Raw genomic sequence first — 26259 nt, forward strand, 5'->3', positions numbered from 1 at the left:
CTTTAGTGGCTATTTTCTAATTTCATAAAGCAGCTAAGTATTTTCATTATACTAACTACAAAACTGTATTACTATTATAATTTAATTCCTATCATTAACACATCATCAGTTTGCTTTCTATCTCCCTTCCAATCCTCAAAAGCATTTCCAAAATGTTGTGACATTTGTTCCATAGATTGGCCTTGATTAGTTTGGATAATTGAGCGTATTCTTTGATTTCCAAACTTCTTATTATCACTACCACCAAACTGATCTGGGAATCCATCTGAAAAGAAATAGAGAGATTCTTTATGGTTAATATTCATTCTATGGGTAGAGAAGTTTGTTCTGGTTTTATACTTACCTCCACCAATTGGAAATTTATCCCCTTTTATTTGAACCAGCTCACCATCATGATTCATATATAGAGGTCTGTTAGCTCCTGAGTATTCAAAAAAGTTTTCTTTATAATTTACTCTTAAAAGCGCGATATCCATTCCATCACGAGTAGTTGCATCTGGATCGTCTTGGCGCAAAGTCTTCGTAACACCTTGATTTAAATAGTCAAGTACTTTACCTGTCTCGATTTCTTCCTCACTATTTATCACATCATTCAATATGAAATATCCAATTAAAGATATTAAAGCACCTGGAACACCATGACCAGTACAATCAACTGCTGCTATGTATATGTCATCATTTTTCTGGATAAACCATGGAAAATCTCCACTTACTACATCTCTTGGCTTATAGAAGATAAATGAATCTGGGAACACTTTGTTAATTACTGTATCATTTGGCAAAATGGCTGTTTGAATCCTTTTTGCATAATTGATACTTTCTGTAATCTTTTTATTATTTGTTCTTACCTCATTTTCTGTTTTCTTTCTATCTGTTATATCATGCGAAACCATTAAAACAGATTCAATTGTACCGTCTTCAACTGCTTCAGGAATAGCACTTACCTGCATAATCCTCACATCATCTTTAACAGTAGGAAACTCTAATTCAGTAATAAACTTTTCTTGCTTATTGAAAACTTGTTGAAAAATCTCCTTCCAACTCTCCTTAATTTCATTATTTAGATGAACTTCATCTATAGTTTTATTTAAGAAATAATCTGTATTTCTACCTGTTAAATTCTTAATTACTGGATTAATATAATAGAACCTACCTTCATTATTTACCCTTGTTATAAGGTCTAATGAGTTTTCAGATAGAGCTTCCATCTGGCTTCTCATTCTTTCTTCCTTCTCTGCTCTTCTTCGTTCAGTAATATCTCTAGAGTTAATCACAATACCTTGAATAGCAGGATCATCCAATAAGTTTGTACCTGTAGCTTCAAGCCAAACAGTTTCTCCATTCTTCAATTTATACTCATATTGAGTGGTAATACTATTTTCACTCTCTTTCAATAGCTCATTAAACATTTGCTGAAATGTTTTTATGCTATCATCATGAACCTTTTCAATATCACTTTTTCCAATTAACTCATCTGTAGCATAACCCAAGATAGTTTCAACAGACGGACTCACATATCTTACAGATCCATCTTTTTCGTAAATTGTAATTACTTCTGAAGCATTTTCTAGTAAAACCTGTAATCTTTTTTGAGTTCTATTAACTTCAAGAATTTGATCTTCTAGCCTATGGTTTGTCCTTTTCAACTCTTCCTGAGTTGCTTCCATCTCCTCCGCATTCTGTCTTAATATTTCTTGTTGTAACTGAAGTTCCTCACTCATCTTTCTAGATTCCTGAAGAAGCTTAACTGTTCTTTCATTAACTTTTATGTTAAAGATTGTTCTAGCTACAATTACACTAATTTCTTTTACCAGTGAAATCTGAGTATCATTAAATTTCTCTAAACCTGCAAACTCTAATATTCCAAAAACTTGCTCATTAGTTATTAATGGTAGCAATAAGATACAAGATGGCTTCTTATCACCCAAAATACCGGATGTTATTGTAACATAGTCTTCAGGTACTTCTGTTCTTAAAATAATATCTTGTTCAGCAGCACACTGCCCTACTAAACCTTGTGCTAGCTTGAATTTCCCTTTTAAATATTTCTTTTTGTTATAAGCATAACTTGCTTTCATCTCAAAGAAAACCTCATCTTGGTCATCATCATTCAGAGTATAAAAAGCACCTTGAATTGCTCCAACTTTATTAGTTATATAACCAATAATTTCATCTCCTAAATCTTCTAAGTTATTATGTAATCTTAATAACTGTCCAATTTCAGCAACACCTGTTACTATCCAGTTTCGCTCTTTATCTTTCTTTTCAGCTTCTTGGATGCTATTACTCATTGTAATAAGAGCGTTACCTAGAATATCATCTTTACTCATTGGTGCAAAATCTGCATCATGATTACCTTCTCCAATTTGGTGTGCAAAATCAGCTGTACTTTTAAGCGATACAACCAAGTCTGTAACTGCACTTGCCATTTCTCCTATTTCGTCATTACTTCTTCTTCTAATATTTTCTGGTAAGATACCTTTAGAAACAAGTTTCAATTTGTTTTTAAGAGAAAGAATTGGATTAGTAAGGAATTTAGAGAAGATTACTGAAATCAGGATTGAGAATAAAATAATAACTCCACCTGATTTTAAGAAAGTCCAAATCAGAGGTTCTACAGATGCATCAACTTCAGCTTTATCCATTTTCACAACCATTCCCCATTTCAAACTTGGTATATAATTCCAAGTAGCTAAAGCTTTTAAATTTCTATAATCTGTATCTATTATAAAATCAACATCATCATTATTTACTGCTTTTTGCGCAGCAACAGAATAATCATTATCTGGATCTACAATTGTAGTTAACTCTAAAGCATCTGAATGTCTAAGTAAATTTATATATCTAATTAACCCATCAGTTTGATAACATAAGATTATTTCACCTGTTTCTCCCAATCCTTCATAGCTTTCAATCAATGGGAAGATATCTTTGTTAACATCTATCTCTACTATAAAATAGCCTGCTATATCAAAATTATCGTTTGTTACTGGAGTACAAGCATAAATATTTACTTTTTCATCTGCAGAAATATAAGGTTGACTGTAATAAACAAAGCCATCAATTTCATCTTTAACAATATTGATATCTCTATATAACTTTCCAATTTTAATATCAGTCAATGCATTGTTATAAGAGTATCTAACCTCACCTTCTACATCAGTAAATATAATATTCTTATAAGAATATATATCTTGGATATTTGCTATAGTTTGTAATAAGTTATTAGTATCACTATAAATTTCCCCTTCTTCTGAAATGTCTAGGTCTAAGTTTAATACATTTTGAATTGCTAAAAAATCTGATTTAAAGCTTGGTGTTTTCTTTATATAATCAATATTTTTTTCTAATGATTTAAATACATTCTCAACTTGCCGAGATTTTAAATCACTTAAAAGTTTAAAACTTTCAAAGTATCGTTTTTCTACTGTTTGTAAACTTTCTACATAAGATAGATAGCTTATTGCGAGCACAGTAGAAATTACTACTGAAAGTAGTAACAAAGTAATCTTAGTGCCTATTTTAATATTCTTAAACATACGGATATTCTTTTACCCTAATCTGCTGAATAAAAATCAATCGTTAGAAATAGATTAAACCTGATAAGTTATTTATATATTACCCTCTTCCTGTTCTACAATTTCACTCTCAACTACATCATTTGATATTATGTAAGAAGAGGCTTCTTTAAGGAATTTAATTTGGCTTTGGTTAAATTTTGAGAAGCTTGCTATTTCTAACACTCCTTTAACGTCTTCATCTATTTTTATTGGAATAATAGATAAATTATTTGGTTCTGACTCACCTAAACCACTGGTTATTTTAATATATCCTTTTGGCATAGCATCCGATATTACAACATCATTACCAGATTTTGCAGCTTGCCCAACTAAACCTTCTCCAAACTCAAATTTTAATTTTTCAGAATCTGGCATATAAAAGGCATAACCAGCAACAAATTCCTGAAATTTCAAATTATCTTTTTTTATAGTAGCGTATAGTGCGCCAGCACTTGCTTTTACTTCATTACAAATGAAAGCTAGCAGTTTTTCAAACTTCTTCTTTTCGCTATCATATTCTGAATTATATAGAGATTGTAACTTGTGAAGAGATTCTTCCATAACAATATTATCTCCTTCTCTTTTATAGCTTTCTTGCTCTTCTACTTGTTTCTCTTTCTCCACATAAACAATATTTTCTGCCATGTGATTTATGTTATTCATTGAAAACATAAATATTAATAGAAGTACTATAAAGAAATCTATTATCAAAACAGTATAAGACGAAAAAGCTACTCTTTTGGCCTGTTCAATCTTAGCATTTTCAGATATGCCTATTGATTCTAATATATCATTAGGGAGAGATAACAGATCAATTGCCGCATAAAAAGTTACCAGAACAAATAAAATAATTAGTACTATGCTGATATTTCTGTTAAATGTTTTCATGCTTTATTTTTAACAATTTATCGAGTTCGATCAGATACTTAACAATTTCTTCTGTGGTCAGAGTCATATCTATCTCTGTAGCTTCTAAGGCTGATGTTGGCATGGTGTTAATAGTACTTTCTTCAGGACTTTGCACTATTGTTAATCCTCCTCTATCTTTTATTTTTTTCATACCACGTGCTCCATCTTTATTTGCACCCGAAAGTAAAATACCAACTAACTTATCTCTATAAGCATAAGCAGCCGAATCTAATGTTATGTCAATCGAAGGTCTTGAATTATTGACCATTTCTTCTGTTGAAAGAGATATTGAATTACCAAGTTCTATTGACATATGATAATTTGCAGGTGCGAGATATACACTTCCTCGCTTTATGCTCTCTTTATCAAATGGCTCTTGAACTTCTTTCGTACTTTTTATCGACAAAGCTTCAACAAATCCATTTCGAACGTGCTTTAAACGGTGCAGACACAAAAATATTGGCAAAGGAAAGTCCTTCGGTATACTTGAAAGAATTTTAGTAACAGGTTGAAAGCTTCCTGCCGAGCCACCTATCACTATCGCTTTATATTTTACATTTATATTCCTGTAACTAAACATTTAAAACATCTTTGCCTTTTCTAAATACTCATTTTCAAAAACTAAAGGATACTTAATGATGTAAACTATTCTTTCACTTTTTTGTAAATTTTCTCTTCATTGTTTATTACAATGAATTTATTTGCAATGTCACACCAGATTAAAGACTCTTTAGAACCAATACATAGAAATCCATATTTAAAGAGACTTTCATGTAGAAGATATAACACATCATTTTGTAATGTCTGGTTAAAATAGATCATTACATTTCGGCAAAGTATTAAGTCAAATTTTGAAAAAACTTGTCCCTTAACTAAATCATGTTTCCTAAATGAAACATTACTCAGCAACTGCTTATTAAAATAATATTTCTCTTTATCTTCTGTAAAGTATTTGTCTAGCGTATACTTACCTTGATATCTTTCATAATTACTAGAATTTAAGTCTATGTTTTTCTTGCTTACAGTAGCATCTTTTGCTCTGTTTATAATAGCAGAATCAATATCTGTAGCAATTGTGTGGGATTTATCTCTAACACCCATTTCTTCTAGCAAAATTTGCATAGAAAAAACTTCTTCTCCTGAAGAACACCCTGCATGCCAGATACTTAACTTATTATGATTAGATAAAATATTAGGTATAATCTCATCTCTTAAAATTGTCCAGAAATCCGGGTCTCTAAACATCTCAGTCACATTTACAGTAACCTCTGAAACAAATTCGTCAAAAAATGATGGATTATGTGTTAGCCGTTCTACTAGTGCGTCTACAGAATCAAACTTATATAATTCCACAATCCTTTTAATACGACGTTTAAACGATGACATAGCATAGTTTTTAAAATCGTAGTCGTATTTTTCCTTTACAAGCTCGATAAGCTTCCTTAAATCTGCAATTTCTATGTCGTACATATATTTGCTAATTGAACAACAATTTTTTAATAAGGTAAAATGTAATTAAATATCTTAGCAATTTACTTATTGAACTTTAAGTATGTTGAGGCAAAAAATATTTAACTATTATCTCGGTAAAACCCGAGTTTTATAATTACTTAGAGTATTTACGCTCAACACTCACGTTTGGTATTTCAGTAAAATTTTAATGTTCCTTTTTAAGAGAATACTTTATTTGGAACATATAAAATTATTTAAAATGCACAAAAGATTTATCTATTTATAGATTATGGTACATACAGAAAATGTAATAGAAAATAATGATACTATAATAGCACTGGCTACTCCTCCTGGTAAAGGCGCAATTGCTGTTTTAAGAGTTTCTGGTAAAGATGCTATCACTACTACAAATAAATTATTCCCCTCAAAAAACCTTGAAAAAGCAAAAACTCATACTATACACTATGGTACAATTGAGGAAGAAAACTCTCACATTATTGATGAAGTTTTGATATCTGTTTTTAAAGAACCAAGGTCGTATACTGGTGAAAATACAGTTGAAATTTCATGTCATGGGTCTTCATATATCATAAAAAAAATAATTGAATTATTTCAAAAAAATAGCGTGAGATACGCTCAACCGGGAGAATTTACCAAAAGAGCCTTTATGCACGGTAAACTTGACTTGGCTCAAGCAGAAGCCGTTGCTGATTTAATTTCATCTGAAACTGAAGCTGCACACCAAACAGCAGTAAAACAAATTCGTGGAGGTTTTTCAGAAGAGATAAAAGAATTAAGAGATAAGCTTATACATTTTGCTTCAATGATTGAACTTGAATTGGATTTTTCTGAAGAAGATGTAGAATTTGCAGATAGAGATCAGTTAAAATCCCTCATTAATGAGATTAAAATAATTGTAGAAAGGCTCATAAATTCTTTTTCCGTTGGCAATGTAATAAAAAATGGAATTCCTACAGTTATTGCTGGAAAACCTAATGCTGGGAAATCTACTTTACTGAATGCCTTGCTTAAAGAAGAAAAAGCCATAGTTTCTGACATTCCTGGAACTACGAGAGATTTTATTGAAGATGAGATAGTAATTGGAGGATATAACTTTAGATTTACTGATACAGCCGGTTTGAGAGAAACTCAAGATAAGGTAGAAGCTATTGGAGTACAACGTACTTACGAGAAAATGAAAAAAGCTTCACTAATCATGTATTTATTTGATATCTCAATAACTCCTCTAAAGGATTTAAAAGAAGAAATTAAACTGCTTGAGGAATTAAGCACTCCATATATTTTAATAGCTAACAAGATAGATTTAATGGAGAATCATCAATTGCCAGAAGAGCTTGCTTCAATTCCTCATTTAATAAGTATTTCTGCTCAAAACAAAGAAAATATTGAATCACTAACACAGGAGATTCTACATCTTGTTAACCTAGATTCTTTTAAAAGTGGAGATACAATTGTAACTAATGCTCGACATTACGAAAGTTTATCAAATACTTTAAAATCTTTAAATGATGTATTAACTGCAATTGATTCTGGTGTAAGTGGCGATTTTCTGGCTTTAGATATTAGACAAGCTCTATATCATCTTGGTGAAATAACCGGAGAAATCACAACAGATGATTTGCTAGAGAATATCTTCAGTAAGTTTTGTATCGGAAAGTAATTTTTGAAATTATTGATTCAGAGAGGCTTATTTAGCCTCTTTTTTCATTCATCTAGCCTTGCCAGAATATTAACTGCTGTATAAGAACTTCCTCCTTTTCTAACTGTATCCCAACCCAATCTTTTAAGGTATTTAGCAACATACTTGTTGTGTAAACCATGAGCCACAACAATTACAAGTTGCTCTTTGTCTGCTTCTTCTGCTAAAAATTCAGCATTGCTTTTTGCCCTTTTCCGAGCCTCTTTAAAGTTTTCAATCCCTTTATCATTTAAGCCTAAAAACCACAAACCTCTTGATACTGTTAACCAAACACTCAGCGGCATTTTTATATTAAAAAAAGGAAAAATCTTTCTCTCAAACTCTCTAAAGCGGTCATTTTCAATCATATCATAGCGATCTGCAAAAATTCTTGATGCAGTATTTACAGCTCTTGGAATATTACTATGATATACCTTATTCTCCTTAAAATCTTCAGGACAAACTGGCAATGGGGTAAAAGCTAAAACACCAACACTATCGTACATTTTAACAAAAAGCTTAGCTCCTTCCCTATTTCGCCAACCTTTTTTACTCACATCTGGCTGGCCATGTCTAATGAGAATAATTTGATTATATATTTTGGTTGAATCACGATAAGGAATAATACAAGAATCTAATGATTGATTTTTATAGTATTCTCTGAGACCTTCGAGTTCTTTATGATTTTGGGCAGTACTCTGAGTACTCATAAACACTAGAATCAGATACAAAAACTTTTTCAATAGCTAATTTTTAATTAATAAAATCCAAAAATCAATAATTAACAAATGTATGTAGCACAGTTAACTTAACCAGCTTATCTACCAAATTTTAGCATTTAAATTAATTATTAAAGCGATGTAAAAGCTATAAACAGGAATAGAGATTCTTGGAAAAAGGCAATAAACTAAAAAAATATAAACTCAGATTAAATGAATTTGTTAATCTCTAAAACCAGTTTATGAAGTTAAATTTTCAACTATGACTAAAATCAATCTGATTATAATTTTCATTTTCACACCGCTTTTAATCTATGCTCAAAAAGAAAATCTCCAAAATTTAGAAATCGATTTGAGTAATTATGAATATCCATACAAAGTCTCTTTTATTGATTTGGATATTCAGAAACAAAAGTTAAAAATGGCTTACATGGATGTAAAACCATCCAATTACAATAACAAAAACATATTATTACTGCATGGTAAAAACTTTAATGGAGCTTATTGGAGAGAAACCATTAAGGCGCTTACTGAGAAAGGCTATAGAGTAATTGCTCCCGATCAAATCGGATTTGGTAAATCTTCTAAGCCAGAAAACTTTCAATATAGCTTCCAACAACTAGCGCAAAATACCAAAGCTATTCTAGATGAACTTGGCATAACAAAAACTGCCGTATTAGGACACTCTATGGGAGGAATGCTTGCCACCAGATTTGCTTTAATGTATCCAGATGTTACTGAAAAATTGATTCTTGAAAACCCTATCGGTTTAGAAGATTACAAAGTAGTAGTACCTTACAAACCAATTGAATGGTGGTATAATAATGAGTTGAAAAAAGATTATGAATCCATCAAGAAATATCAACTTGAGAGCTACTACGATAACAAATGGGATACAGCATATGACGAATGGGTAAACCTCTTAGCAGGCTGGACACTAAATGATAACTATGAAGTTGTTGCTTGGAACGCTGCACTCACATATGATATGATTTTTACTCAACCTGTTGTTTATGAGTTTAAAAACATCAAATCTCCAACTTTATTAATAATTGGAACCAGAGATAGAACTGCACTAGGAAAACCTTTAGTAGATGAAGATACCCGAAAAAAGATGGGCTTGTATTATGAGTTAGGTAAAAAAACACAAGCAAAAATTCCTAATGCTAAACTTGTTGAAATTGAAAATATCGGGCACTTACCACATATCGAATCTTTCGATAAATTTATTAATCCCCTTTTAGATTTTCTAAAATAAAGAATCTCATTTCTTGCTCAACGAGCTTAATTATTTGTTGAGCAAGAAATTACTTTTAAACATGCTTGTTTAACTTCTCTGCTCTTTGGCATAATTGCAAAGGCAATCCCCAAGGATCTCTAAGCATAGCTATGTGAGTACCATCTTCTTTTTTCATCTCTTCTACAAAGCTTGCTCCTGCATTTAACAATCTATTTTTATCAGCCTCAGTGTTTTCAGACTCAAATGCAAAGTGAAAAACCAACTGATGCTTTTTTGAGAAATCTGTTATCTCAAACTCGGGTCTGTAATACAACTCACAAACAACTCTACCAGTAGAATCTGCCAAAAACATCATATATGGATGTTCTTTTAACTCCCACACTACTTTTAAGTCTAAATGCTCACAATACCAATCTCTCACCTCGTGTGGATTTTTTACATTAATAGCGAAGTGTTCAAAAATCATCTATATCTTATTTTTTATTTCTAAAAACTTTTAATTTCTCGCAGTCGCTTACCTGACTTGCTTTTTACAAACTTATAAACATGGCTCTCATCTACAAAGCCAAATTCAGAAGCGATTTGTTTCATACCGATTTTACCAAATTTAATTCTTTGTTCAATTAATCGGTACCTGTATTCACTTATATATTCTCTTAAGCTATTCCCTACTTTATCTTTAAATAAAATACCGATGTAATTAGGCGAGTAATGAAAATGATTAGCCAGATTCTTTATAGTCAATTTTTGAGGATCATAAATATTAAGCTCAATATATTCTAAAATTTCTTCGGCAATACCGTTATGTTCTTTAAGCTTATGTTTATGAATTACCCCATTTTTATTCCGTTTAATCAATAAAATTATTACAGTAAATAGCTGAAAGATTACTTTTTCATTAAGCAGTTTTTTTGTACTGTATTCAGTTACAATCATATCCATGAGTTGCAATACCAGCTTTTGATCAGCTTCATTTTGCAGCAAATTCCCTTTTTTCCTTTCAGAATTATAAAGCAATTGATCTATATCTCGATTCCAATGGTCGGGCATAGGTAATTCATTTGTTGTAGTAATATACAACTTAGTGAATTTGAAATAAATAAATCGAGACCTCCTACTTATTTCAAACTCATGCATATCTTCTGGCCCCAACAAAAACAGATCACCTTTTTTGTAAGGAAACTTTACATTATTTAGATGATGGAGCCCACTGCCTTTGGCAATATAGATTAGCTCAAAATGATTGTGATTATGTATTGGATCTGCCCATTCATCTCTTTCAAAATCAGAAACAATAAGACTGTCAAACTGCTTATACCTTTTCATAGTCTGTTTTTACCTAATAATCATAGAAATATACAAGAACTATATAGGAATGGTTCTGTTTAATTGTTGAAACATATATTAGAAGTAATGCAGAAAGAGAATTTAGCCTACTTACTAGCAAGACTACCGATTGGTTTTAGCTTTTTAGGTTAGAATACCAAAGCTGTCTAGTTTTGCAGGAGGAATGGCAGAATCATTTAGTTCAAGTATTTTACCAAATGGTTTTGTGTTAGGTTTCGCCTATATTTTACCCTTTGTAGAGTTACTATTAGGCATTTTGTTAATAAGTGGAATTGCAATGAGGAAAACCACAATAGCAGGCACCTGCCTAATTTGTATCTTAATTTTTGGTTCTAGCATTCAAGAAAACTGGTCTGCTATTTCTATCCAAATGTTTTATGGCTTATATCTTTCTATACTTTACTTATTTGCAGAGCACAACGGATATTCAATTACTAATAACCAAAAAACAATTTAAGAAATGGACTTAAAAATTAAAGATAAAAAAGCATTAGTTACTGGATCAACTGCTGGTATAGGTTATGCCACTGCAAAATTATTAGCAGCAGAAGGTGCTGCAGTTATTATAAATGGCAGAAAGCAAGAAGATGTTGACAAAGTGGTAGAAACCATCAAAAATGAAACTAATAACCCTAAAGTAAGTGGAATTGCGGCTGATTTTTCAAAAAAAGCAGACATAGATAATTTACTCAAACAAATTCCTGAAGTGGATATACTCATCAATAATGTGGGTATATATAATCAAGTCCCTTTCGAGAAAATAACCGACGATGAGTGGTTTGAGATGTTTGATATAAATGTTATGAGTGGCGTAAGACTAGCCAGACATTATTTCCCAAAAATGTTAGCTAAAAATGAAGGTAGAGTTATCTTTATTTCTAGTGAATCTAGCCAAAACATCCCTACCGAAATGGTGCATTATGGTATGAGCAAAACAGCCCAATTATCTATTTCTAGAGGATTAGCAAGATTATCTAAAGGCACAAATGTTACTGTAAACTCTGTATTGCCAGGTCCTACATGGAGTAGATCAAACGAAAATGGCATGAAAGAACTAGCTGCTGAAACTAACCAAAGTGTAGAAGATGTAGTAGACGAATTCTTTAAAAACAGAAGGCCTACTTCTTTAATACAAAGGTTTGCCGATAATGAAGAGGTAGCTAATATGATTGCTTATATATCAAGTCCACTTTCTTCTGCAACAAATGGTGCAGCTTTAAGAGTGGATGGTGGTGTTGTGAATTCGATTATCTAATTTCGCACAAAATAAGATAATATAATTTTCAACCACTCTAACATAAACCTATGAAGAAAGCATTGATAGCTTTAGCTATTGGTGGATTTGGTATTGGCATGACCGAATTCGTTATTATGGGAATACTACCTGATGTTGCAGCAGCATTAAATATCACAATTCCTCAATCTGGTCATTTTATTTCGGCTTATGCATTGGGGGTAGTTGTAGGAGCTCCCTTACTCACAGGTATTGGTGGTAAATGGCCAGCACATAAGGTATTACTACTATTAATGGTTTGGTTTACTGTTTTTAATACCCTTTCTGCTTTTGCCAATAGTTATTTTACACTATTGATTGCCAGATTTTTATCTGGTTTTCCTCATGGAGCTTTCTTCGGCATTGGTGCAGTAGTAGCTAGCAAATTAGCAAAACCAGGTAAAGAGCCTCAGGCTATTGCTACTATGTTTACCGGCTTAACTATTGCCAACGTAATAGGTGTTCCTTTAGGCACATATTTCGGTCATGAGTTTAGTTGGAACATCGCTTTTTACATGGTGGGTGTTATAGGAGTTTTAGCTGTTTTAGGCATAAAGTTCTGGATGCCAGAATTAGCGCCTTCTTCTGTAGGTGGTTTTAAACAAGATTTAAAAATCCTGAAACGACTTGAGCTTTGGATGGTTATACTACTAACAACCATTGGTACAGGAGGTTTTTTCGCATGGTATAGTTACATAGCTCCGCTCATAACAGATGTGGCTGGCCATCCAGAAAGAGTAGTAAGCTACGCAATGATTCTCGCAGGTTTAGGTATGTCAGTTGGCAATTTACTTGGAGCAAGGTTAGCTAATAAATTTTCTCCTATCAATGCAGTAATACTTACGCTGGTCTTAATGTCGGCAATGCTTATTGCAAATACATTTATTGCATACGACAAGATTGGGGTAATGGTAATGACATTTTTAATTGGGGTAATTTCTTTCTGTGTAACTACGCCAATTCAAATGACGATGATTAACTCTGCTAAAGGTTCCGAAATGCTCGGTTCTTCTATGAATCAAAGTGCTTTTAACATGGGTAACGCTTCAGGAGCTTACTTAGCAGGTTTGCCAATTGCACTTGGTTACGGATTTACATCAGCAGATTTAGTAGGAGCAATAATGGCAGCTTCTGGTATTCTTATCGCTTTTGCAATTATTTATATCAGAAAAAGAAAAGTAAATATAGCAACAGTAAACTCATAAATAGATCATGGAAAAAAGACAATTAGGCAATACAGATTTATACACTTATCCAGTTGTCTTTGGCTGTAATGTGTTTGGATGGACAATCGACGAAAAACAGTCTTTTGAAATACTGGATCAGTTAATAGAATCAGGAATTACTACGCTAGATACAGCAGATGTATATTCTCGTTGGGCAGAAGGTAATAGTGGCGGAGAGTCAGAAACCATTATAGGTAAATGGATGAAAGACAGAGGTACCAGAGATAAAGTTAACTTGATTACTAAGGTAGGTGGAAGTCTGGGTAAAGGCCATAGAAACCTTACCAAAGCATATATTTTAAAAACTGTTGAAGAATCGTTACAGCGATTAAAAACTGATCATATTGATTTATACTTTTCTCATTGGGATGACGATGTAACACCAGTTGAAGAAACATTGAGTGCTTATGAGCAATTGATTAAAGCTGGAAAAGTAAGATTTATTGGCGCGTCAAACTTAAGTCCTGAAAGATTAACAGCTTCATTAGAAGCAAGCAAAAGAGATGGTCTACCTAAATACGAAGTTTTTCAACCTGAGTATAACTTATACGACCGACAAGGCTTTGAAGAAGGTGTAGCCTCAATTTGTCAAAAAGAAGGCTTAGGTGTAATCTCATACTATTCATTAGCCAGTGGTTTCTTAACAGGAAAATACCGAAGTAAAGAAGACTTAAACAAAAGTGCTAGAGGTAGTGGCATAGAAAAGTATTTGAATAAAAGAGGTAAGAATATTCTAGAAGCACTTGATGATCTTTCAGTTAAACACAATGTTTCTCAAGCAGGTATTGCCTTGGCATGGTTAATCAATAAGCCAGTAGTTACTGCACCAATAGCAAGTGCAACTAAAGCAAAACATATAGAAGCTTTTTTAGAAGCAACTCAAGTTAACTTATCCACAGATGATATGGAACAATTAGACAATGCTTCTACATATTCTGAAACTTAACAACATGAATTATAAACATATAATAATGCTATTATTCACTGGCTTCTGGTCGGTGAATATTTTTTCCCAACCAATTGAAACCATAAAAGCTCAAAACGATCTTTATTTTGTTGGTGACAGAACTTACTCTTGCTTCTACATAACAAATGATGGAGTAATAGTAATTGATCCACTAGATTCTACCCATGCTGTCGCTACAATGAAGGCCATCAAAAAAGTGACTAACAAACCTGTTAAATATCTATTTTATAGTCATAATCACTGGGATCATATTAGCGGTGGCAAAATTTTCAAAGATCAAGGAGCTAAAATAATCAGTCACATCAAAGCAAAAGAAAACATTACTCCTAATCCCAAAGTATTAACACCAGATAGTACTTGGAATGGTGCCAACTCAACATTTAGCTTTGGAGGTAAAACATTAGAGCTCCATTATTATGGAAAAAATCATGGCGAAGGAATGACTGTATTTAGGTTTCCAGAATACAATGCCATTTTTGTTATTGACTTAGTAGTTCCTGATAGAGTTTTGTATGCTTATTTGCCAGATGCTTCACCAAAAAACTGGGTAGCTCACCTCAAAGAGATTCAAAAACTTGAATTTGATGATGTTTATATGGCACATGTAAGAGCTATTGGAAATCGTGATGATGTTACACTCATGCAAGATTACTTTGATGATTTATACGAAGCTGTTGATACTGCTTTAAAAAGTGATACCCCATTTTTTGAGATTCCCACCACTGTAAAAATGCCTCAATACAAACATTTAAAAAACTATGACGAATGGTTACATATGAATGTATGGAGGATAATGATGGAAAAAGCTATAGGAAAATAAAAAAAGGAGTAGAATTTCTACTCCCTTTAAAACTACTATACACATTCTAGATCTTCTTTAAGCAAATTCTGGTTTACCTATTTTCATAGTTCCATATTTCTTAAAGTTTAAATGCCAGTTGAACGTTTTTTCTAAAATATGTGGAGTGTGACCTCCCTGTGTAAGTGCCTCACCATAGTATTGTCTCATTTGTTCTTGATACTCTGGATGCACACAATTCTCAATTACTTGAATTGCCCTTTCTACTGGTGCCAATCCCCTCAAGTCTGCTAACCCTTGCTCTGTTACCAAAATATCTACATCATGCTCAGTATGATCTGTATGTGAAACCATTGGTACCACATGAGATATACTATTATTTTTAGACGTTGATGGACAAACAAAAACACTTAAATAAGCATTTCGGGCAAAATCTCCCGAACCACCAATTCCATTCATCATTTTTGTGCCTGTGATGTGCGTTGAGTTCACATTTCCATAAATATCAAACTCAATTGCCGTGTTAATAGCAATAATACCAAGACGTCTTATTACTTCAGCAGCATTGCTTATATTCTGAGGCCTTAAAACAATCTTATCTTTATACTTTTCAAAATTTTCTAAAAAATGCTTCCTACATTCTTCTGAAACTGTAATAGATGATGCTGATGCAAATTTTAGTTTGCCAGCATCAAAAAGTTCAAAAGTACTGTCTTGCAATACCTCCGAATACATAGTTAAATCTTCAAATGGGCTTTCTATAAATCCAGATAAAACAGCATTGGCTATTTTTCCAATACCAGCTTGCAATGGCAACAAAGAATTTGTTAACCTTCCTTCCTTCACCTCATTTTCAAAAAAACCAAGCAAATGTTTAGCTATTGCTTTAGTATGATCATCTGGTGGAGAAATTCTAGCAGGACTATCAGGTTGGTTAGTAAAAACTACTGCGATTACTTTATCTGGATCAACTTTAATAAATTGTTCCCCTATTCTTGTATCAGGTTCTGTAATAGGAATTATCCCTCTTTTAGGATACGATTTATGCATATGTATATCATGTATTCCTTTAAATGAGAGAGGTATGGATTTATTAATTTCAATAATTACATGATCAGCTTGCTCGACAAAAGATGCTGAATTTCCTACAGAAGTAGTTGGAATAATATTGCCGTTTTCATCGATATAAGTAGCTTCTATAATTGCCAAATCCACTTTTGGCAAATGCTGATTGCTTAACATTTCTGCAGTCTCACTCAAATGCTGATCGATAAACAATACTTTTCCATTATTAATGCTATTCCTTAATGCTGAATCAACCTGAAAAGGCATTCTCTTACTTAAGGCATTGCTTTTGGCTAGTTTTCCATCAGTATCATAACCTAATGAGGCACCGCTTAACAATGTAATTTTCAAATTTTCTGTTTCAGCTCTTTCAGCAAATGAAGGTAAAACTGATTTACTATCACCTGCTTTAGTAAAACCACTAACACCAACAACTGAGTTATTTTTTATAAGTTTTGCAGCATTTTCTGGTGAGAAAATTTTTTTTTCATACTTACTATATAATATTCTGTTTGGCATGTTTAATTTAAGATTTCAAAAGATAAGGAACGTTTTTTTGTGAAGTTTTTAATCAGATACAATTTAATGGATTGGTAGTAATTCATAATATTCAAAAATGCCAAGTACTTATTCATTTCGGACACGCTAAAAATGCATCAGAATAAATACTATCTTACAGAGGTTGACAAAGAAAAAGACAGCGTATACTGTCATCATAGCTTAATGGGTGAGGTATTTATACAGAAGCACGAACATGAAAAAGGGCAATTTATCTATACCGAAGGAGGAATGGTACACATTAAAACAAAAGATAAAGTTCACTACTTACCTGCCAGACACTATATGTGGATACCTCCCAAAATGATGCATTCTATATATCCCAGTTCTCCTAAAGTGTTAATGAGAAACTTATATTTCCCTGTAGAGCAATCTGATGATAAATTTTATAAAACCTTAGGTATTTACCATGTATCAGATATGTTACTTCAGTTGCTGCTATTTACAAAAAAATGGAAAGGAGATATTAGGACTGATAATGAATCGCAGTATCCTATAGTAAATGCATTTAAGGTGTTACTTTCTCAAATCTCTCAAAATCCACTTTCTTTAACATTACCCAAGCCCAAAGATATTAGGTTACAAAAGTTAGTAAGATATCTACAAAACAATCTTGAGGAGTCTATTATGTTTTCTAACCTTGCAAAAGAAATTGGCTTAAGTGAAAGATCACTACACAGGCTATTCAAAAGTGATATGAACATTTCTTTTATTCGATATTATACTCTTTTGAGAATATTTAAGGCAATAGAATACCTTAATGAAGAAAAATATACTATTTCTGAAATAGCATTTATGGTTGGTTATAGTAGTGTACCAACATTCAGTAATACTTTTTACAAAATTCTTGGAAAGAGACCTTCAGACTATTCTAAAGGTGATGAGATATTTAAATAGTTTTTCTTTAAAATCAGTGAGCTCTTACTTTATGCATATAATTTCCTTTTAAACCAAAAATTGAAATTCTAAAATAAACTTTATTGGTATTTAATACTTAAATCCATAAAATTGGCCAGAAACTGAGCTTTTATCTCAAAGCTTTATATATTCTAAAAAACCAGAAATTAAGATTTCATGAAAATAGATTATAACGCACCAGTTGTTCTCACTTTTACAATTATAAGCTGTATTGTACTTATTTTAAACCAATTACTTGGAGGACTTATAACTCCTTTAATCTCTGTTGGCCCCACCATGAATTTTTTAAATCTTTTAGACTACCTAAGATTATTTACTCATGTAATTGGCCATGCAAACTGGGAGCACTTAATTGGAAACTTCACATTTATACTACTATTAGGGCCTATACTCGAAGAGAAATATACTTCAAGATCATTACTTAAAATGATTGTTTTTACCTCTTTAGTAACAGGTATACTTAATGTGTTTTTATTCGGGAGTGGCTTGATGGGTGCTAGTGGTATTGTATTTATGATGATATTACTTAGCTCTTTTGTAAACCTGAGGCAAGGTTATATTCCGCTAACATTTATTTTAGTAGTTCTACTATTTTTAGGCAAAGAAATCACTAATGCGTTTAGGCCAGATAATATCTCTCAATTCGCTCATATTTTAGGTGGTATTTGTGGAGGAATTTTTGGGTTCTATAAAGGCACGAAAAAGAAGCTATTCACACCTAAACCAAAAGAATAAAAAAAGTCATCTCTTTGCAGAGATGACTTTCTTATATCTAAAAAGATCTTATTACTTAAGCTCAACAGAAGCACCAGCTTCTTCAAGTTGCTTTTTAAGATCTTCTGCTTCTTCTTTAGAAACACCTTCTTTAAGAGCAGTAGGAGCAGAGTCAACCATTTCTTTAGCCTCTTTAAGACCAAGACCAGTAAGACTTTTTACTAGTTTTACAACTGCTAGTTTAGAAGCACCAGCTGAAGCTAAGATAACATCAAAAGATGATTTTTCTTCAGCAGCTTCCTCAGCAGCTCCAGCAACCATAACAGGAGCAGCAGCAGCAGCAGGCTCGATACCGTACTCATCTTTCATGATTGTAGCTAACTCACTAACTTCTTTTACAGTAAGGTTAACTAATTGTTCTGCGATTTCTTTTAAATCTGCCATTTTATAAATTTTTAAAAAAGTTTTTAAATCTGTTATATTATATGGTGGAAGCATTGGAACAGATAAATCTGATCCTTAACGTAACAGCGTTCTATTTTAATTTTCGCTTTTTTCTTCCAACGTTTTCAACAAGCCAGAGATAGTTTGACCACCACTCTGAAGTGCAGAAATAACATTTTTCGCTGGAGATTGAAGCAATCCAATGATATCTCCCAATAGTTCGTCTTTAGACTTAAGATTACTAAGGAGATCAAGATTTTCACTTCCAATAAAGACATCAGAATCGATAGACGCACCTTTGAAAGCAGGTTTAGCTAATCCTTTTGCTTTTTGGAAATCTTTTAAAACTTTAGCAGGTGCATTACCTACTTCAGGAGAAAATATAATTCCTGAAAAACCTTTTAATACTTTTTCAGAGAATTCTGTATAATCTGTATCCAGAGTTTCTAATGCTTTGCTAATCAAAGTATTTTTAACAACTCTGTACTCTAACCCTTTCTCGAAACACATCTTTCTAAAATCATTGATTTCAGAAACTGTAAGACCTGATGCGTCCGCAATATAAAAATAATCTGTATTGGCAAGCTTTTCACTTAACTCACCAACAAGTTGATGTTTTTCTTCTTTAGTCATGACTATAATCCTGGTATTGATGCTTTATCTATTTTAATTCCGGGACTCATTGTACTTGAAAGCGTAATGCTTCTGAAATAAGTACCCTTAGCTGCTGAAGGCTTTAATTTTGAAATAACTTGAACAAGCTCCAATGCATTTTCTTTGATTTTTTCAGGAGTAAAAGAAACTTTACCTACACTTGAGTGTATAATCCCGAATTTATCAACTTTAAAGTCAATTTTACCTGCTTTTACTTCTTGTACAGCTTTTCCAACTTCCAATGTAACAGTACCTGCTTTAGGGTTAGGCATTAAACCTCTTGGACCTAATATTCTGCCTAATCTACCTACTTTTGCCATTACTGTTGGCATAGTAATAATTACATCTACATCAGTCCATCCACCTTCAATTTTAGTTATGTATTCATCTAAGCCTACATAATCAGCCCCGGCAGATTTAGCCTCTTCTTCTTTGTCTGGAGTACAAAGAACCAATACTTTTTTGTCTTTACCAGTACCGTGAGGGAGTGTAGCAATACCACGAACCATTTGGTCTGCTTTTCGTGGATCAACACCTAGTCTGATGTCTAGGTCTATAGAGGCATCAAATTTTGTAAAAGTTATCTCTTTTACTAATGCACTCGCATCTTCTAATGAATAAGACTTGTCTTTATCTAATTTAGACAAGACAGCCTTCTTGTTCTTGGTGAGTTTTGCCATATTTTAAAATTTGTGTGGGAAGCGGATATTTAATGCAGTTGGCAAAAACCACTATCCTACCACTTATAATTAATTTAAATTAAACTATTCTTAGTTGTCCCAAGGAGCTTTTCCTTCAACAGTTAATCCCATACTTCTTGCAGTACCAGCGACCATTTTCATACCTGATTCAACAGTAAATGCGTTTAAATCTGGCATTTTAGTCTCAGCGATCTCACGAACCTGATCCCAAGTTACTGATCCTACCTTATTACGGTTTGGCTCAGAAGAACCTTTTTTAACTTTTGCAGCTTCTCTCAACAATACTGGTGCTGGAGGAGTTTTAATTACAAACTCAAAAGATTTATCTGAATAGATAGTAATAAGTACAGGGAGTAATACTCCTTGTTTTTCCTGAGTTCTTGCGTTGAACTGCTTACAGAAATCCATTATATTAAGACCTTTACTACCTAGTGCTGGTCCTACCGGAGGTGATGGATTAGCCTGACCTCCTTTAATCTGAAGTTTCAAAAAACCAGATACTTCCTTAGCCATATTATTCTTCTTTTTCTACCTGAACATAATTTAATTCAACAGGAGCGTTCCTGCCAAATATCTTCACTATTACATTTAATTTCTTCTTCTCTTCGAAGACTTCTTCTACTGTACCAGTGAAACCATTAAAAGGTCCATCCATAACTTTTACAGTCTCGCCAACCATAAAAGTTGTGTCATGTTTTACTTCAGTATCGTCTATATCGTCAACCTTACCTAATATCCTGTTTATCTCCGACTCCCTCATAGGCCTCGGTAAAGCAGAAGGATCTTTACCATCTACTTGAAGAAAACCAATTACACCGGGCACATTTTTAATCATGTGAATTACCTCACCGTTATTAAGGTTGGCATTAATAATAACATAACCAGGAAAAAAGTTTTTCTCTACAGCTATCTTCTTACTCTTACCATCTTTCATTTTACGAATCTGGTAAACCTTCTCAGTAGGAGTTAAAACCTCGGTTACAAAATCCTGAAGATCGTTATTACTAACCTCCTTTTCAAGATAAGCCTTCACTTTCTTTTCCTGTCCACTGATTGCCCTTACTACGTACCATTTTAATTCATTATCAGTCATAGGAATTGAAATTAGAAAGACCCGTAGAACATGTCGAGTACAGTTCTAAAACCTGCATCGATTACTCCTATAACAAGAGCAAAGATCAACGAAGCAACTAAAACCAGAATAGAGCTATTTTGTAACTCTCTATAGCTAGACCAGGTCACATGCTGAGTCATCTCAACGTAAGAGTCTTTTAGAAAAATTTTAATTTTATCAAACATGGTATCTACACCCAAATTTTACTTAACAAGCACGGGAGGAGAGATTCGAACTCCCAACTTGCGGTTTTGGAGACCGCTGCTCTACCAATTGAACTACTCCCGTGTATATGATTATTGAATCGGACTGCAAAGCTATGAACTAAATAGCAACTTTCAAATATATGTCCGGTTTTTTAGCATAAATATTTACAAAAATTTACGCTTAATTTACTGAATTACAAGTAAATAAAAAAGTCCTGTCAGAATTATACCAACAGGACCTGAATATTATATAATGCTATATTATTCGATAATTTTAGTTACCTGACCAGCACCTACTGTACGTCCACCTTCTCTGATAGCGAATCTAAGGTTTTGCTCCATTGCAATTTCTTTTTGAAGCTCAACAGTAATCGTTACGTTATCACCAGGCATAACCATCTCAACTCCTTCAGGAAGAGAAATAGTACCAGTTACGTCAGTAGTTCTGAAGTAAAACTGAGGGTTGTAACCTTTGAAGAATGGAGTGTGACGACCACCTTCTTCTTTTGAAAGAACATAAACCTCAGCTTCGAATTTAGTGTGTGGTTTTACAGTACCAGGCTTGCAAATAACCATACCTCTTTGGATTTGGTCTTTTTCAACACCTCTAAGTAGTAAACCTACGTTATCACCAGCTTCACCTCTGTCAAGAATTTTTCTAAACATCTCAACACCAGTTACTGTTGAAGTCATTTTTTCAGTACCAAGACCGATAATTTCAACAGGCTCAGAAGTTTTAACAATACCTCTCTCGATTCTACCAGTAGCAACTGTACCACGACCAGTAATAGAGAATACATCTTCAACAGGCATTAAGAAATCTTTATCGATCATACGCTCTGGAAGAGGAATATGCTCATCTACTGCTTCCATTAACTCAACAACAGTCTTAACCCATTTTTCTTCACCATTCAATGCACCAAGTGCAGATCCTTGAATTACAGGAATATTATCACCATCAAATTCGTAGAAAGAAAGCAACTCTCTGATTTCCATTTCAACAAGCTCCAACAACTCTGGATCATCTACCATATCCACTTTGTTCATGAAAACCACCAAAGCAGGAACACCTACCTGACGAGCTAAAAGAATATGCTCACGAGTTTGTGGCATAGGACCATCCGTAGAAGCAACAACAAGAATAGCACCGTCCATCTGAGCAGCACCAGTAACCATGTTTTTTACATAGTCAGCGTGACCAGGACAGTCAACGTGCGCGTAGTGTCTTGATGCAGTTTGATACTCTACGTGAGAAGTGTTAATTGTAATACCTCTTTCTTTTTCTTCAGGGGCATTATCAATTGAATCAAAGTCTCTAGTTTCAGAAAGACCTAAGTCTGCAAGAACTTTAGTAATTGCTGCTGTTAAGGTTGTCTTTCCATGGTCAACGTGTCCAATAGTACCAATATTTAAGTGTGGTTTTGAACGGTCAAACGTTTCTTTTGCCATTTTTACTACTTTATTAAATACTTACAAAAATACATTTTCTTATTGATACCGCTGAGCCAATGACGGGAATTGAACCCGTGACCTCTTCCTTACCAAGGAAGCGCTCTACCCCTGAGCTACATCGGCTGATATCAGAGCGGGAGACGAGGCTCGAACCCGCGACCTACAGCTTGGAAGGCTGTCGCTCTACCAACTGAGCTACTCCCGCTTATTAATAATCAACTTTATAAAACTCGATTAGTCTTGGTGGGGAGAGCAGGATTCGAACCTGCGAAGACATAAGTCAACGGATTTACAGTCCGTCCCAGTTGGCCGCTTTGGTATCTCCCCATGTAGCATTTAAGACTATTTCCTCGAAAAGAGATTGCAAAACTATACGGTTTTTCTATAATCTCAAATATTTCTCAAAAAAAAATCATTTTTTTTCAAAAAAAAATTAAAACATGCTTTGTAGCGCATATAATGCACCTTATCGAAACTTATAAAGATATATTCGAATTAGTTTTCCTACTAAAAAAGTAAAATATATGAGTTTTTCAAAAGATGAAGTTTGTTCTTTTCAACTCGATCAACAATTTAAAAATTTAAATTTTAGAGATGAATTTATAATTCCAAAGGTAAATGGTGAAGAAGCTGTATACTTTTGTGGAAACTCTTTAGGCCTCCAAAGCAAAAAAAGCAAGGTCTACATTAACGAAGCACTTGACAAATGGGAAAACCAAGCAGTTGAAGGACACTTTACTGAACCTGACCCTTGGATGTATTACCATAAACAATTTGCAAATACAAGTGCTAAATTAATTGGTGCACTTACAGAAGAGGTGGTAATTATGAATACACTTACCGTAAATCTTCACCTTTTACTGGTTTCGTTTTACAGACCAACAAAAAAAAGATTTAAAATACTCATGGAAGGAGGAGCTTTTCCTTCTGATCAATATGCTATTGAAAGCCAAATTAACTTTCATGCTTATCGTGGAGAAGACAAACTATTTAATCCCAATGAAGCAATTATTGAAATATTCCCAGAAAATAATGAAGAAAATCTTAAGACAGACGCAATAATTGAATGCATCAATAAAAATAAAGATGAACTGGCTTTGGTGATGATGGGTGGAGTAAATTACTATACAGGTCAGTTTTACGATCTAGAAAAAATTACTCATGCAGCTCATCAAGTTGGAGCAATAGCAGGCTTTGATCTAGCTCACGCAGCTGGCAACATTCCTTTAAAGCTCCATAATTGGCAAGTTGATTTTGCCGTTTGGTGCACTTATAAATACCTAAATTCAGGTCCGGGTGGTCCAGCTGGAGCATTCATCCATAATAAATATGCAAATGCTACACTTCCGCGTTTTGCAGGTTGGTGGGGACACGATGAAAAAGAGAGATTTAAAATGCAAAAAGGGTTTAAACCTATGTATGGAGCTGAAAGTTGGCAAGTTAGTAATGCACCTATTTTTTCTATGGTAAATTTAAAGGCTAGTTTAGAAATTTTTGAAAAAGCAGGGATTGAAAATCTACGAAAAAAAAGTATCGCACTCACTCAATATCTTGAATACCTAATTGATCAGATCAATATTGAAAAAAATAAACAAATTATTAAGATAATTACACCTCATAATGCTGAAGAAAGAGGATGCCAACTATCTTTAGTTATTTATGGATATGGGAAAAAACTGTTTAATCGCATAAGTGAGAATGGAGTTATTTGCGATTGGAGAGAACCTGATGTAATTCGTGTTGCACCTGTTCCACTATATAATACATTTGCAGATGTATATAAGTTTTACACTATTCTTAAAAGCTGTCTGTAGATGTCCACCACTTTAAAAGATTATATTGAACAAAAATTTCCTTTTACTCCTACTTCTGGACAGCGCGAGCTATTTACCTTATTTGAAAGCTTTATTTCAAATATTGATATAACTAAGCAAATATTTTTACTTAAAGGATTTGCTGGTACAGGAAAAACATCAACCATAAGTGCATTGGTAAACTCTCTCAGGTTTATGAGTAAGAAGTCTGTACTACTTGCTCCTACTGGTAGAGCTGCAAAAGTGATGTCTTTCTATGCTAAAAAGAAAGCCTTCACAATTCATAAAGTAATCTTTAAACAAACCGAAGATCCTAATACAGGCAGATTACTATTTAAAAGACAAAGAAATTACTCCAGACATACCATATTTATTATTGATGAAGCCTCAATGATTGACAATAACAATGATGTTTATGGTAAAAATGGTTTATTAGATGAATTAATCAGATATGTTTTTGAAGCACCAGATTCTGGCAATAAACTAATTTTAGTTGGAGATACTGCTCAGCTACCTCCTGTTCATCAAGATTTAAGTCCAGCGCTAGACCCACTTTATATAGAAAAAATATTTAATGCACAGGTAACCTCTCACCTACTCACAGAAGTAGTTAGACAACAAGAAGCATCAGGCATATTGGAAAATGCAACAATATTAAGATTAGCAATTGCAAAGAGAACTTTTAAGCTTAAATTAAACACAAAACCTTATAAAGATATCTTTCGGATGACCAGCCAAAAACTGGAAGACGGAATGCAATACGCTTACAATAAGTTTGGTATTGAAAACTCATGTATTATTACTAGGTCTAATAAAAGTGCAGTTAATTATAATTTGTATTTGAGAAGAAGTCTACTCTTTTATGAAAATGAAGTAGAAGCTGGTGATTTTTTAATGATTGTGAGAAACAATTATTTCTGGTTATCACTCGATTCGCAGGCTGGATTTCTGGCAAATGGAGAATTTGTGGAAGTAATGAGATCAAGAAATCATGAAGAAGTACATGGTTTTAGATTTGCAGATTTAACATTAAGATTAGTTGACTATCCAGATGAACCAGAGTTTGAAGCTAAAGTTTTATTAAACACACTGCAATCACCAAATGCTAGCTTACCATCTGAAGAGATGAACAACCTTTACAGAAGTGTGGTTGATGAATATAATTACGTAGAAACTGAAAAGGAAAGAAATAAATTAGTAAAAAACGACCCATATTTAAATGCGTTACAAGTTAAATACGCTTATGCGCTTACGTGTCATAAATCGCAAGGGGGGCAATGGGAAGCAGTATTCGTTGACTTAGGTTACATGACAGAAGACATGAAAAATATTGAATTCTTAAGATGGCTATACACAGCTATAACAAGAAGCTCAAAAGAATTATATTTAATTAATTTTCCTACTGAGTTTTTCAGTGAGAATTCATAA

General features: G+C 33.2%; 26 protein-coding genes and 4 tRNA genes. 11 read left to right on the forward strand and 19 right to left on the reverse strand.

The window, feature by feature from the left end; translation table 11 throughout:
- Positions 1 to 74: 74 nt before the first annotated feature.
- The 4 genes from OQ292_RS06105 to OQ292_RS06120 all read right to left on the reverse strand — a co-directional run bounded on the left by OQ292_RS06105 (position 75) and on the right by OQ292_RS06120 (position 5939).
- Positions 75 to 3539: a PAS domain S-box protein gene (locus tag OQ292_RS06105; protein WP_284685169.1), complete on the reverse strand. Its 3465-nt coding sequence runs from the start codon at positions 3537 to 3539 to the stop codon at positions 75 to 77.
- Positions 3540 to 3611: 72 nt separating this feature from the next.
- The gene (locus tag OQ292_RS06110) at positions 3612 to 4448 is read right to left on the reverse strand and encodes a GAF domain-containing protein (protein ID WP_284685170.1); all 837 of its coding nucleotides are present in this window, start codon (positions 4446 to 4448) and stop codon (positions 3612 to 3614) included.
- Positions 4435 to 5049 (reverse strand): chemotaxis protein CheB, encoded by a 615-nt coding sequence (locus tag OQ292_RS06115; RefSeq protein WP_284685171.1) that lies wholly within the window; start codon positions 5047 to 5049, stop codon positions 4435 to 4437. The genes OQ292_RS06110 and OQ292_RS06115 overlap by 14 nt, the downstream gene beginning before the upstream one ends.
- Positions 5050 to 5114: 65 nt before the next feature.
- On the reverse strand, positions 5115 to 5939 hold the full coding sequence (locus tag OQ292_RS06120; RefSeq protein WP_284685172.1) for a CheR family methyltransferase: 825 nt from the start codon (positions 5937 to 5939) through the stop codon (positions 5115 to 5117).
- Between the two features lie 271 nt (positions 5940 to 6210).
- On the opposite strand from OQ292_RS06120, the gene mnmE reads away from it, so the two are divergent.
- Positions 6211 to 7602 carry a tRNA uridine-5-carboxymethylaminomethyl(34) synthesis GTPase MnmE gene (gene mnmE, locus OQ292_RS06125; protein WP_284685173.1) on the forward strand — a complete coding sequence of 464 codons (1392 nt, stop codon included), beginning with the start codon at positions 6211 to 6213 and terminating at the stop codon, positions 7600 to 7602.
- A 44-nt stretch (positions 7603 to 7646) separates the two neighbouring features.
- On the opposite strand, the gene OQ292_RS06130 is transcribed toward mnmE, so the two are convergent.
- Positions 7647 to 8330 (reverse strand): histidine phosphatase family protein, encoded by a 684-nt coding sequence (locus OQ292_RS06130; protein ID WP_284685174.1) that lies wholly within the window; start codon positions 8328 to 8330, stop codon positions 7647 to 7649.
- Positions 8331 to 8601: 271 nt separating this feature from the next.
- Between OQ292_RS06130 and OQ292_RS06135 the strand changes: the two genes are divergently transcribed.
- Complete coding sequence (locus OQ292_RS06135) at positions 8602 to 9597, forward strand: alpha/beta fold hydrolase (protein ID WP_284685175.1); 996 nt, start codon at positions 8602 to 8604, stop codon at positions 9595 to 9597.
- 55 nt (positions 9598 to 9652) lie between these two features.
- On the opposite strand, the gene OQ292_RS06140 is transcribed toward OQ292_RS06135, so the two are convergent.
- A complete protein-coding gene (locus OQ292_RS06140) occupies positions 9653 to 10045 on the reverse strand; it encodes a VOC family protein (RefSeq protein WP_284685176.1) in 393 nt (130 codons plus the stop codon).
- Between the two features lie 20 nt (positions 10046 to 10065).
- Positions 10066 to 10905 carry an AraC family ligand binding domain-containing protein gene (locus OQ292_RS06145; RefSeq protein ID WP_284685177.1) on the reverse strand — a complete coding sequence of 280 codons (840 nt, stop codon included), beginning with the start codon at positions 10903 to 10905 and terminating at the stop codon, positions 10066 to 10068.
- 184 nt (positions 10906 to 11089) lie between these two features.
- Here OQ292_RS06145 and OQ292_RS06150 point away from each other — a divergent pair, with 184 nt between their 5' ends.
- From OQ292_RS06150 to OQ292_RS06170, 5 genes are read left to right on the forward strand one after another with little or no spacing between them, the layout of a single operon-like run.
- On the forward strand, positions 11090 to 11383 hold the full coding sequence (locus tag OQ292_RS06150; RefSeq protein WP_284685178.1) for a hypothetical protein: 294 nt from the start codon (positions 11090 to 11092) through the stop codon (positions 11381 to 11383).
- 3 nt (positions 11384 to 11386) lie between these two features.
- Positions 11387 to 12181 carry an SDR family NAD(P)-dependent oxidoreductase gene (locus OQ292_RS06155; protein ID WP_284685179.1) on the forward strand — a complete coding sequence of 265 codons (795 nt, stop codon included), beginning with the start codon at positions 11387 to 11389 and terminating at the stop codon, positions 12179 to 12181.
- 50 nt (positions 12182 to 12231) lie between these two features.
- Positions 12232 to 13404: an MFS transporter gene (locus OQ292_RS06160; RefSeq protein WP_284685180.1), complete on the forward strand. Its 1173-nt coding sequence runs from the start codon at positions 12232 to 12234 to the stop codon at positions 13402 to 13404.
- 7 nt (positions 13405 to 13411) lie between these two features.
- Positions 13412 to 14371: an aldo/keto reductase gene (locus OQ292_RS06165; RefSeq protein WP_284685181.1), complete on the forward strand. Its 960-nt coding sequence runs from the start codon at positions 13412 to 13414 to the stop codon at positions 14369 to 14371.
- A gap of 25 nt (positions 14372 to 14396) precedes the next feature.
- Positions 14397 to 15212, forward strand: a complete 816-nt coding sequence (locus tag OQ292_RS06170; protein WP_284685182.1) for an MBL fold metallo-hydrolase — start codon at positions 14397 to 14399, stop codon at positions 15210 to 15212.
- Positions 15213 to 15269: 57 nt separating this feature from the next.
- Here OQ292_RS06170 and scpC read toward each other — a convergent pair whose 3' ends face one another.
- The gene (gene scpC / locus OQ292_RS06175; RefSeq protein WP_284685183.1) at positions 15270 to 16775 is read right to left on the reverse strand and encodes a succinyl-CoA:acetate CoA-transferase ScpC; all 1506 of its coding nucleotides are present in this window, start codon (positions 16773 to 16775) and stop codon (positions 15270 to 15272) included.
- 132 nt (positions 16776 to 16907) lie between these two features.
- Here scpC and OQ292_RS06180 point away from each other — a divergent pair, with 132 nt between their 5' ends.
- Together OQ292_RS06180 and OQ292_RS06185 are read left to right on the forward strand one after the other, a co-directional pair.
- The gene (locus OQ292_RS06180; protein WP_284685184.1) at positions 16908 to 17711 is read left to right on the forward strand and encodes an AraC family transcriptional regulator; all 804 of its coding nucleotides are present in this window, start codon (positions 16908 to 16910) and stop codon (positions 17709 to 17711) included.
- 177 nt (positions 17712 to 17888) lie between these two features.
- The gene (locus OQ292_RS06185) at positions 17889 to 18467 is read left to right on the forward strand and encodes a rhomboid family intramembrane serine protease (RefSeq protein ID WP_284685185.1); all 579 of its coding nucleotides are present in this window, start codon (positions 17889 to 17891) and stop codon (positions 18465 to 18467) included.
- Positions 18468 to 18518: 51 nt separating this feature from the next.
- On the opposite strand, the gene rplL is transcribed toward OQ292_RS06185, so the two are convergent.
- From rplL to OQ292_RS06240, 11 genes are all read right to left on the reverse strand, one after another.
- Positions 18519 to 18890, reverse strand: coding sequence for a 50S ribosomal protein L7/L12 (rplL, locus tag OQ292_RS06190; protein WP_284685186.1), 372 nt, complete (start codon positions 18888 to 18890; stop codon positions 18519 to 18521).
- A 96-nt stretch (positions 18891 to 18986) separates the two neighbouring features.
- Entirely contained in the window at positions 18987 to 19523 is a 537-nt protein-coding gene (gene rplJ, locus OQ292_RS06195; RefSeq protein ID WP_284685187.1) for a 50S ribosomal protein L10, read from the reverse strand.
- Positions 19524 to 19525: 2 nt separating this feature from the next.
- Positions 19526 to 20224 (reverse strand): 50S ribosomal protein L1, encoded by a 699-nt coding sequence (gene rplA, locus OQ292_RS06200; protein WP_284685188.1) that lies wholly within the window; start codon positions 20222 to 20224, stop codon positions 19526 to 19528.
- A gap of 90 nt (positions 20225 to 20314) precedes the next feature.
- Positions 20315 to 20758: a 50S ribosomal protein L11 gene (gene rplK / locus OQ292_RS06205; RefSeq protein WP_284685189.1), complete on the reverse strand. Its 444-nt coding sequence runs from the start codon at positions 20756 to 20758 to the stop codon at positions 20315 to 20317.
- A gap of 1 nt (position 20759) precedes the next feature.
- Positions 20760 to 21338 (reverse strand): transcription termination/antitermination protein NusG, encoded by a 579-nt coding sequence (nusG, locus tag OQ292_RS06210; protein WP_284685190.1) that lies wholly within the window; start codon positions 21336 to 21338, stop codon positions 20760 to 20762.
- A gap of 11 nt (positions 21339 to 21349) precedes the next feature.
- Positions 21350 to 21559, reverse strand: coding sequence for a preprotein translocase subunit SecE (gene secE, locus OQ292_RS06215; protein ID WP_431733757.1), 210 nt, complete (start codon positions 21557 to 21559; stop codon positions 21350 to 21352).
- Positions 21560 to 21574: 15 nt separating this feature from the next.
- Positions 21575 to 21647: transfer RNA gene (locus OQ292_RS06220), tRNA-Trp, on the reverse strand.
- Between the two features lie 179 nt (positions 21648 to 21826).
- Positions 21827 to 23014, reverse strand: coding sequence for an elongation factor Tu (gene tuf, locus OQ292_RS06225; RefSeq protein ID WP_284685191.1), 1188 nt, complete (start codon positions 23012 to 23014; stop codon positions 21827 to 21829).
- Positions 23015 to 23068: 54 nt separating this feature from the next.
- Positions 23069 to 23140 (reverse strand) — tRNA-Thr (locus tag OQ292_RS06230).
- Positions 23141 to 23149: 9 nt separating this feature from the next.
- Positions 23150 to 23222 (reverse strand) — tRNA-Gly (locus tag OQ292_RS06235).
- A 36-nt stretch (positions 23223 to 23258) separates the two neighbouring features.
- Positions 23259 to 23344: transfer RNA gene (locus tag OQ292_RS06240), tRNA-Tyr, on the reverse strand.
- A gap of 197 nt (positions 23345 to 23541) precedes the next feature.
- Between OQ292_RS06240 and kynU the strand changes: the two genes are divergently transcribed.
- Positions 23542 to 24831 carry a kynureninase gene (kynU, locus tag OQ292_RS06245; protein ID WP_284685192.1) on the forward strand — a complete coding sequence of 430 codons (1290 nt, stop codon included), beginning with the start codon at positions 23542 to 23544 and terminating at the stop codon, positions 24829 to 24831.
- Positions 24832 to 26259, forward strand: coding sequence for an ATP-dependent DNA helicase (locus OQ292_RS06250; protein ID WP_284685193.1), 1428 nt, complete (start codon positions 24832 to 24834; stop codon positions 26257 to 26259).

Origin of the sequence: Chondrinema litorale (assembly GCF_026250525.1) — a bacterium.
GTDB classification, from domain to species: domain Bacteria; phylum Bacteroidota; class Bacteroidia; order Cytophagales; family Flammeovirgaceae; genus Chondrinema; species Chondrinema litorale.

Excerpts from the sequence above, each read along its gene's own strand:
- OQ292_RS06105 (WP_284685169.1), bottom strand. The coding sequence starts at position 3,539 with ATGTTTAAGAATATTAAAATAGGCACTAAGATTACTTTGTTACTACTT.
- OQ292_RS06110 (WP_284685170.1), bottom strand. The coding sequence starts at position 4,448 with ATGAAAACATTTAACAGAAATATCAGCATAGTACTAATTATTTTATTT.
- OQ292_RS06115 (WP_284685171.1), bottom strand. The coding sequence starts at position 5,049 with ATGTTTAGTTACAGGAATATAAATGTAAAATATAAAGCGATAGTGATA.
- OQ292_RS06120 (WP_284685172.1), bottom strand. The coding sequence starts at position 5,939 with ATGTACGACATAGAAATTGCAGATTTAAGGAAGCTTATCGAGCTTGTA.
- mnmE (WP_284685173.1), top strand. The coding sequence starts at position 6,211 with ATGGTACATACAGAAAATGTAATAGAAAATAATGATACTATAATAGCA.
- OQ292_RS06130 (WP_284685174.1), bottom strand. The coding sequence starts at position 8,330 with ATGAGTACTCAGAGTACTGCCCAAAATCATAAAGAACTCGAAGGTCTC.
- OQ292_RS06135 (WP_284685175.1), top strand. The coding sequence starts at position 8,602 with ATGACTAAAATCAATCTGATTATAATTTTCATTTTCACACCGCTTTTA.
- OQ292_RS06140 (WP_284685176.1), bottom strand. The coding sequence starts at position 10,045 with ATGATTTTTGAACACTTCGCTATTAATGTAAAAAATCCACACGAGGTG.
- OQ292_RS06145 (WP_284685177.1), bottom strand. The coding sequence starts at position 10,905 with ATGAAAAGGTATAAGCAGTTTGACAGTCTTATTGTTTCTGATTTTGAA.
- OQ292_RS06150 (WP_284685178.1), top strand. The coding sequence starts at position 11,090 with ATGGCAGAATCATTTAGTTCAAGTATTTTACCAAATGGTTTTGTGTTA.
- OQ292_RS06155 (WP_284685179.1), top strand. The coding sequence starts at position 11,387 with ATGGACTTAAAAATTAAAGATAAAAAAGCATTAGTTACTGGATCAACT.
- OQ292_RS06160 (WP_284685180.1), top strand. The coding sequence starts at position 12,232 with ATGAAGAAAGCATTGATAGCTTTAGCTATTGGTGGATTTGGTATTGGC.
- OQ292_RS06165 (WP_284685181.1), top strand. The coding sequence starts at position 13,412 with ATGGAAAAAAGACAATTAGGCAATACAGATTTATACACTTATCCAGTT.
- OQ292_RS06170 (WP_284685182.1), top strand. The coding sequence starts at position 14,397 with ATGCTATTATTCACTGGCTTCTGGTCGGTGAATATTTTTTCCCAACCA.
- scpC (WP_284685183.1), bottom strand. The coding sequence starts at position 16,775 with ATGCCAAACAGAATATTATATAGTAAGTATGAAAAAAAAATTTTCTCA.
- OQ292_RS06180 (WP_284685184.1), top strand. The coding sequence starts at position 16,908 with ATGCATCAGAATAAATACTATCTTACAGAGGTTGACAAAGAAAAAGAC.
- OQ292_RS06185 (WP_284685185.1), top strand. The coding sequence starts at position 17,889 with ATGAAAATAGATTATAACGCACCAGTTGTTCTCACTTTTACAATTATA.
- rplL (WP_284685186.1), bottom strand. The coding sequence starts at position 18,890 with ATGGCAGATTTAAAAGAAATCGCAGAACAATTAGTTAACCTTACTGTA.
- rplJ (WP_284685187.1), bottom strand. The coding sequence starts at position 19,523 with ATGACTAAAGAAGAAAAACATCAACTTGTTGGTGAGTTAAGTGAAAAG.
- rplA (WP_284685188.1), bottom strand. The coding sequence starts at position 20,224 with ATGGCAAAACTCACCAAGAACAAGAAGGCTGTCTTGTCTAAATTAGAT.
- rplK (WP_284685189.1), bottom strand. The coding sequence starts at position 20,758 with ATGGCTAAGGAAGTATCTGGTTTTTTGAAACTTCAGATTAAAGGAGGT.
- nusG (WP_284685190.1), bottom strand. The coding sequence starts at position 21,338 with ATGACTGATAATGAATTAAAATGGTACGTAGTAAGGGCAATCAGTGGA.
- tuf (WP_284685191.1), bottom strand. The coding sequence starts at position 23,014 with ATGGCAAAAGAAACGTTTGACCGTTCAAAACCACACTTAAATATTGGT.
- kynU (WP_284685192.1), top strand. The coding sequence starts at position 23,542 with ATGAGTTTTTCAAAAGATGAAGTTTGTTCTTTTCAACTCGATCAACAA.
- OQ292_RS06250 (WP_284685193.1), top strand. The coding sequence starts at position 24,832 with ATGTCCACCACTTTAAAAGATTATATTGAACAAAAATTTCCTTTTACT.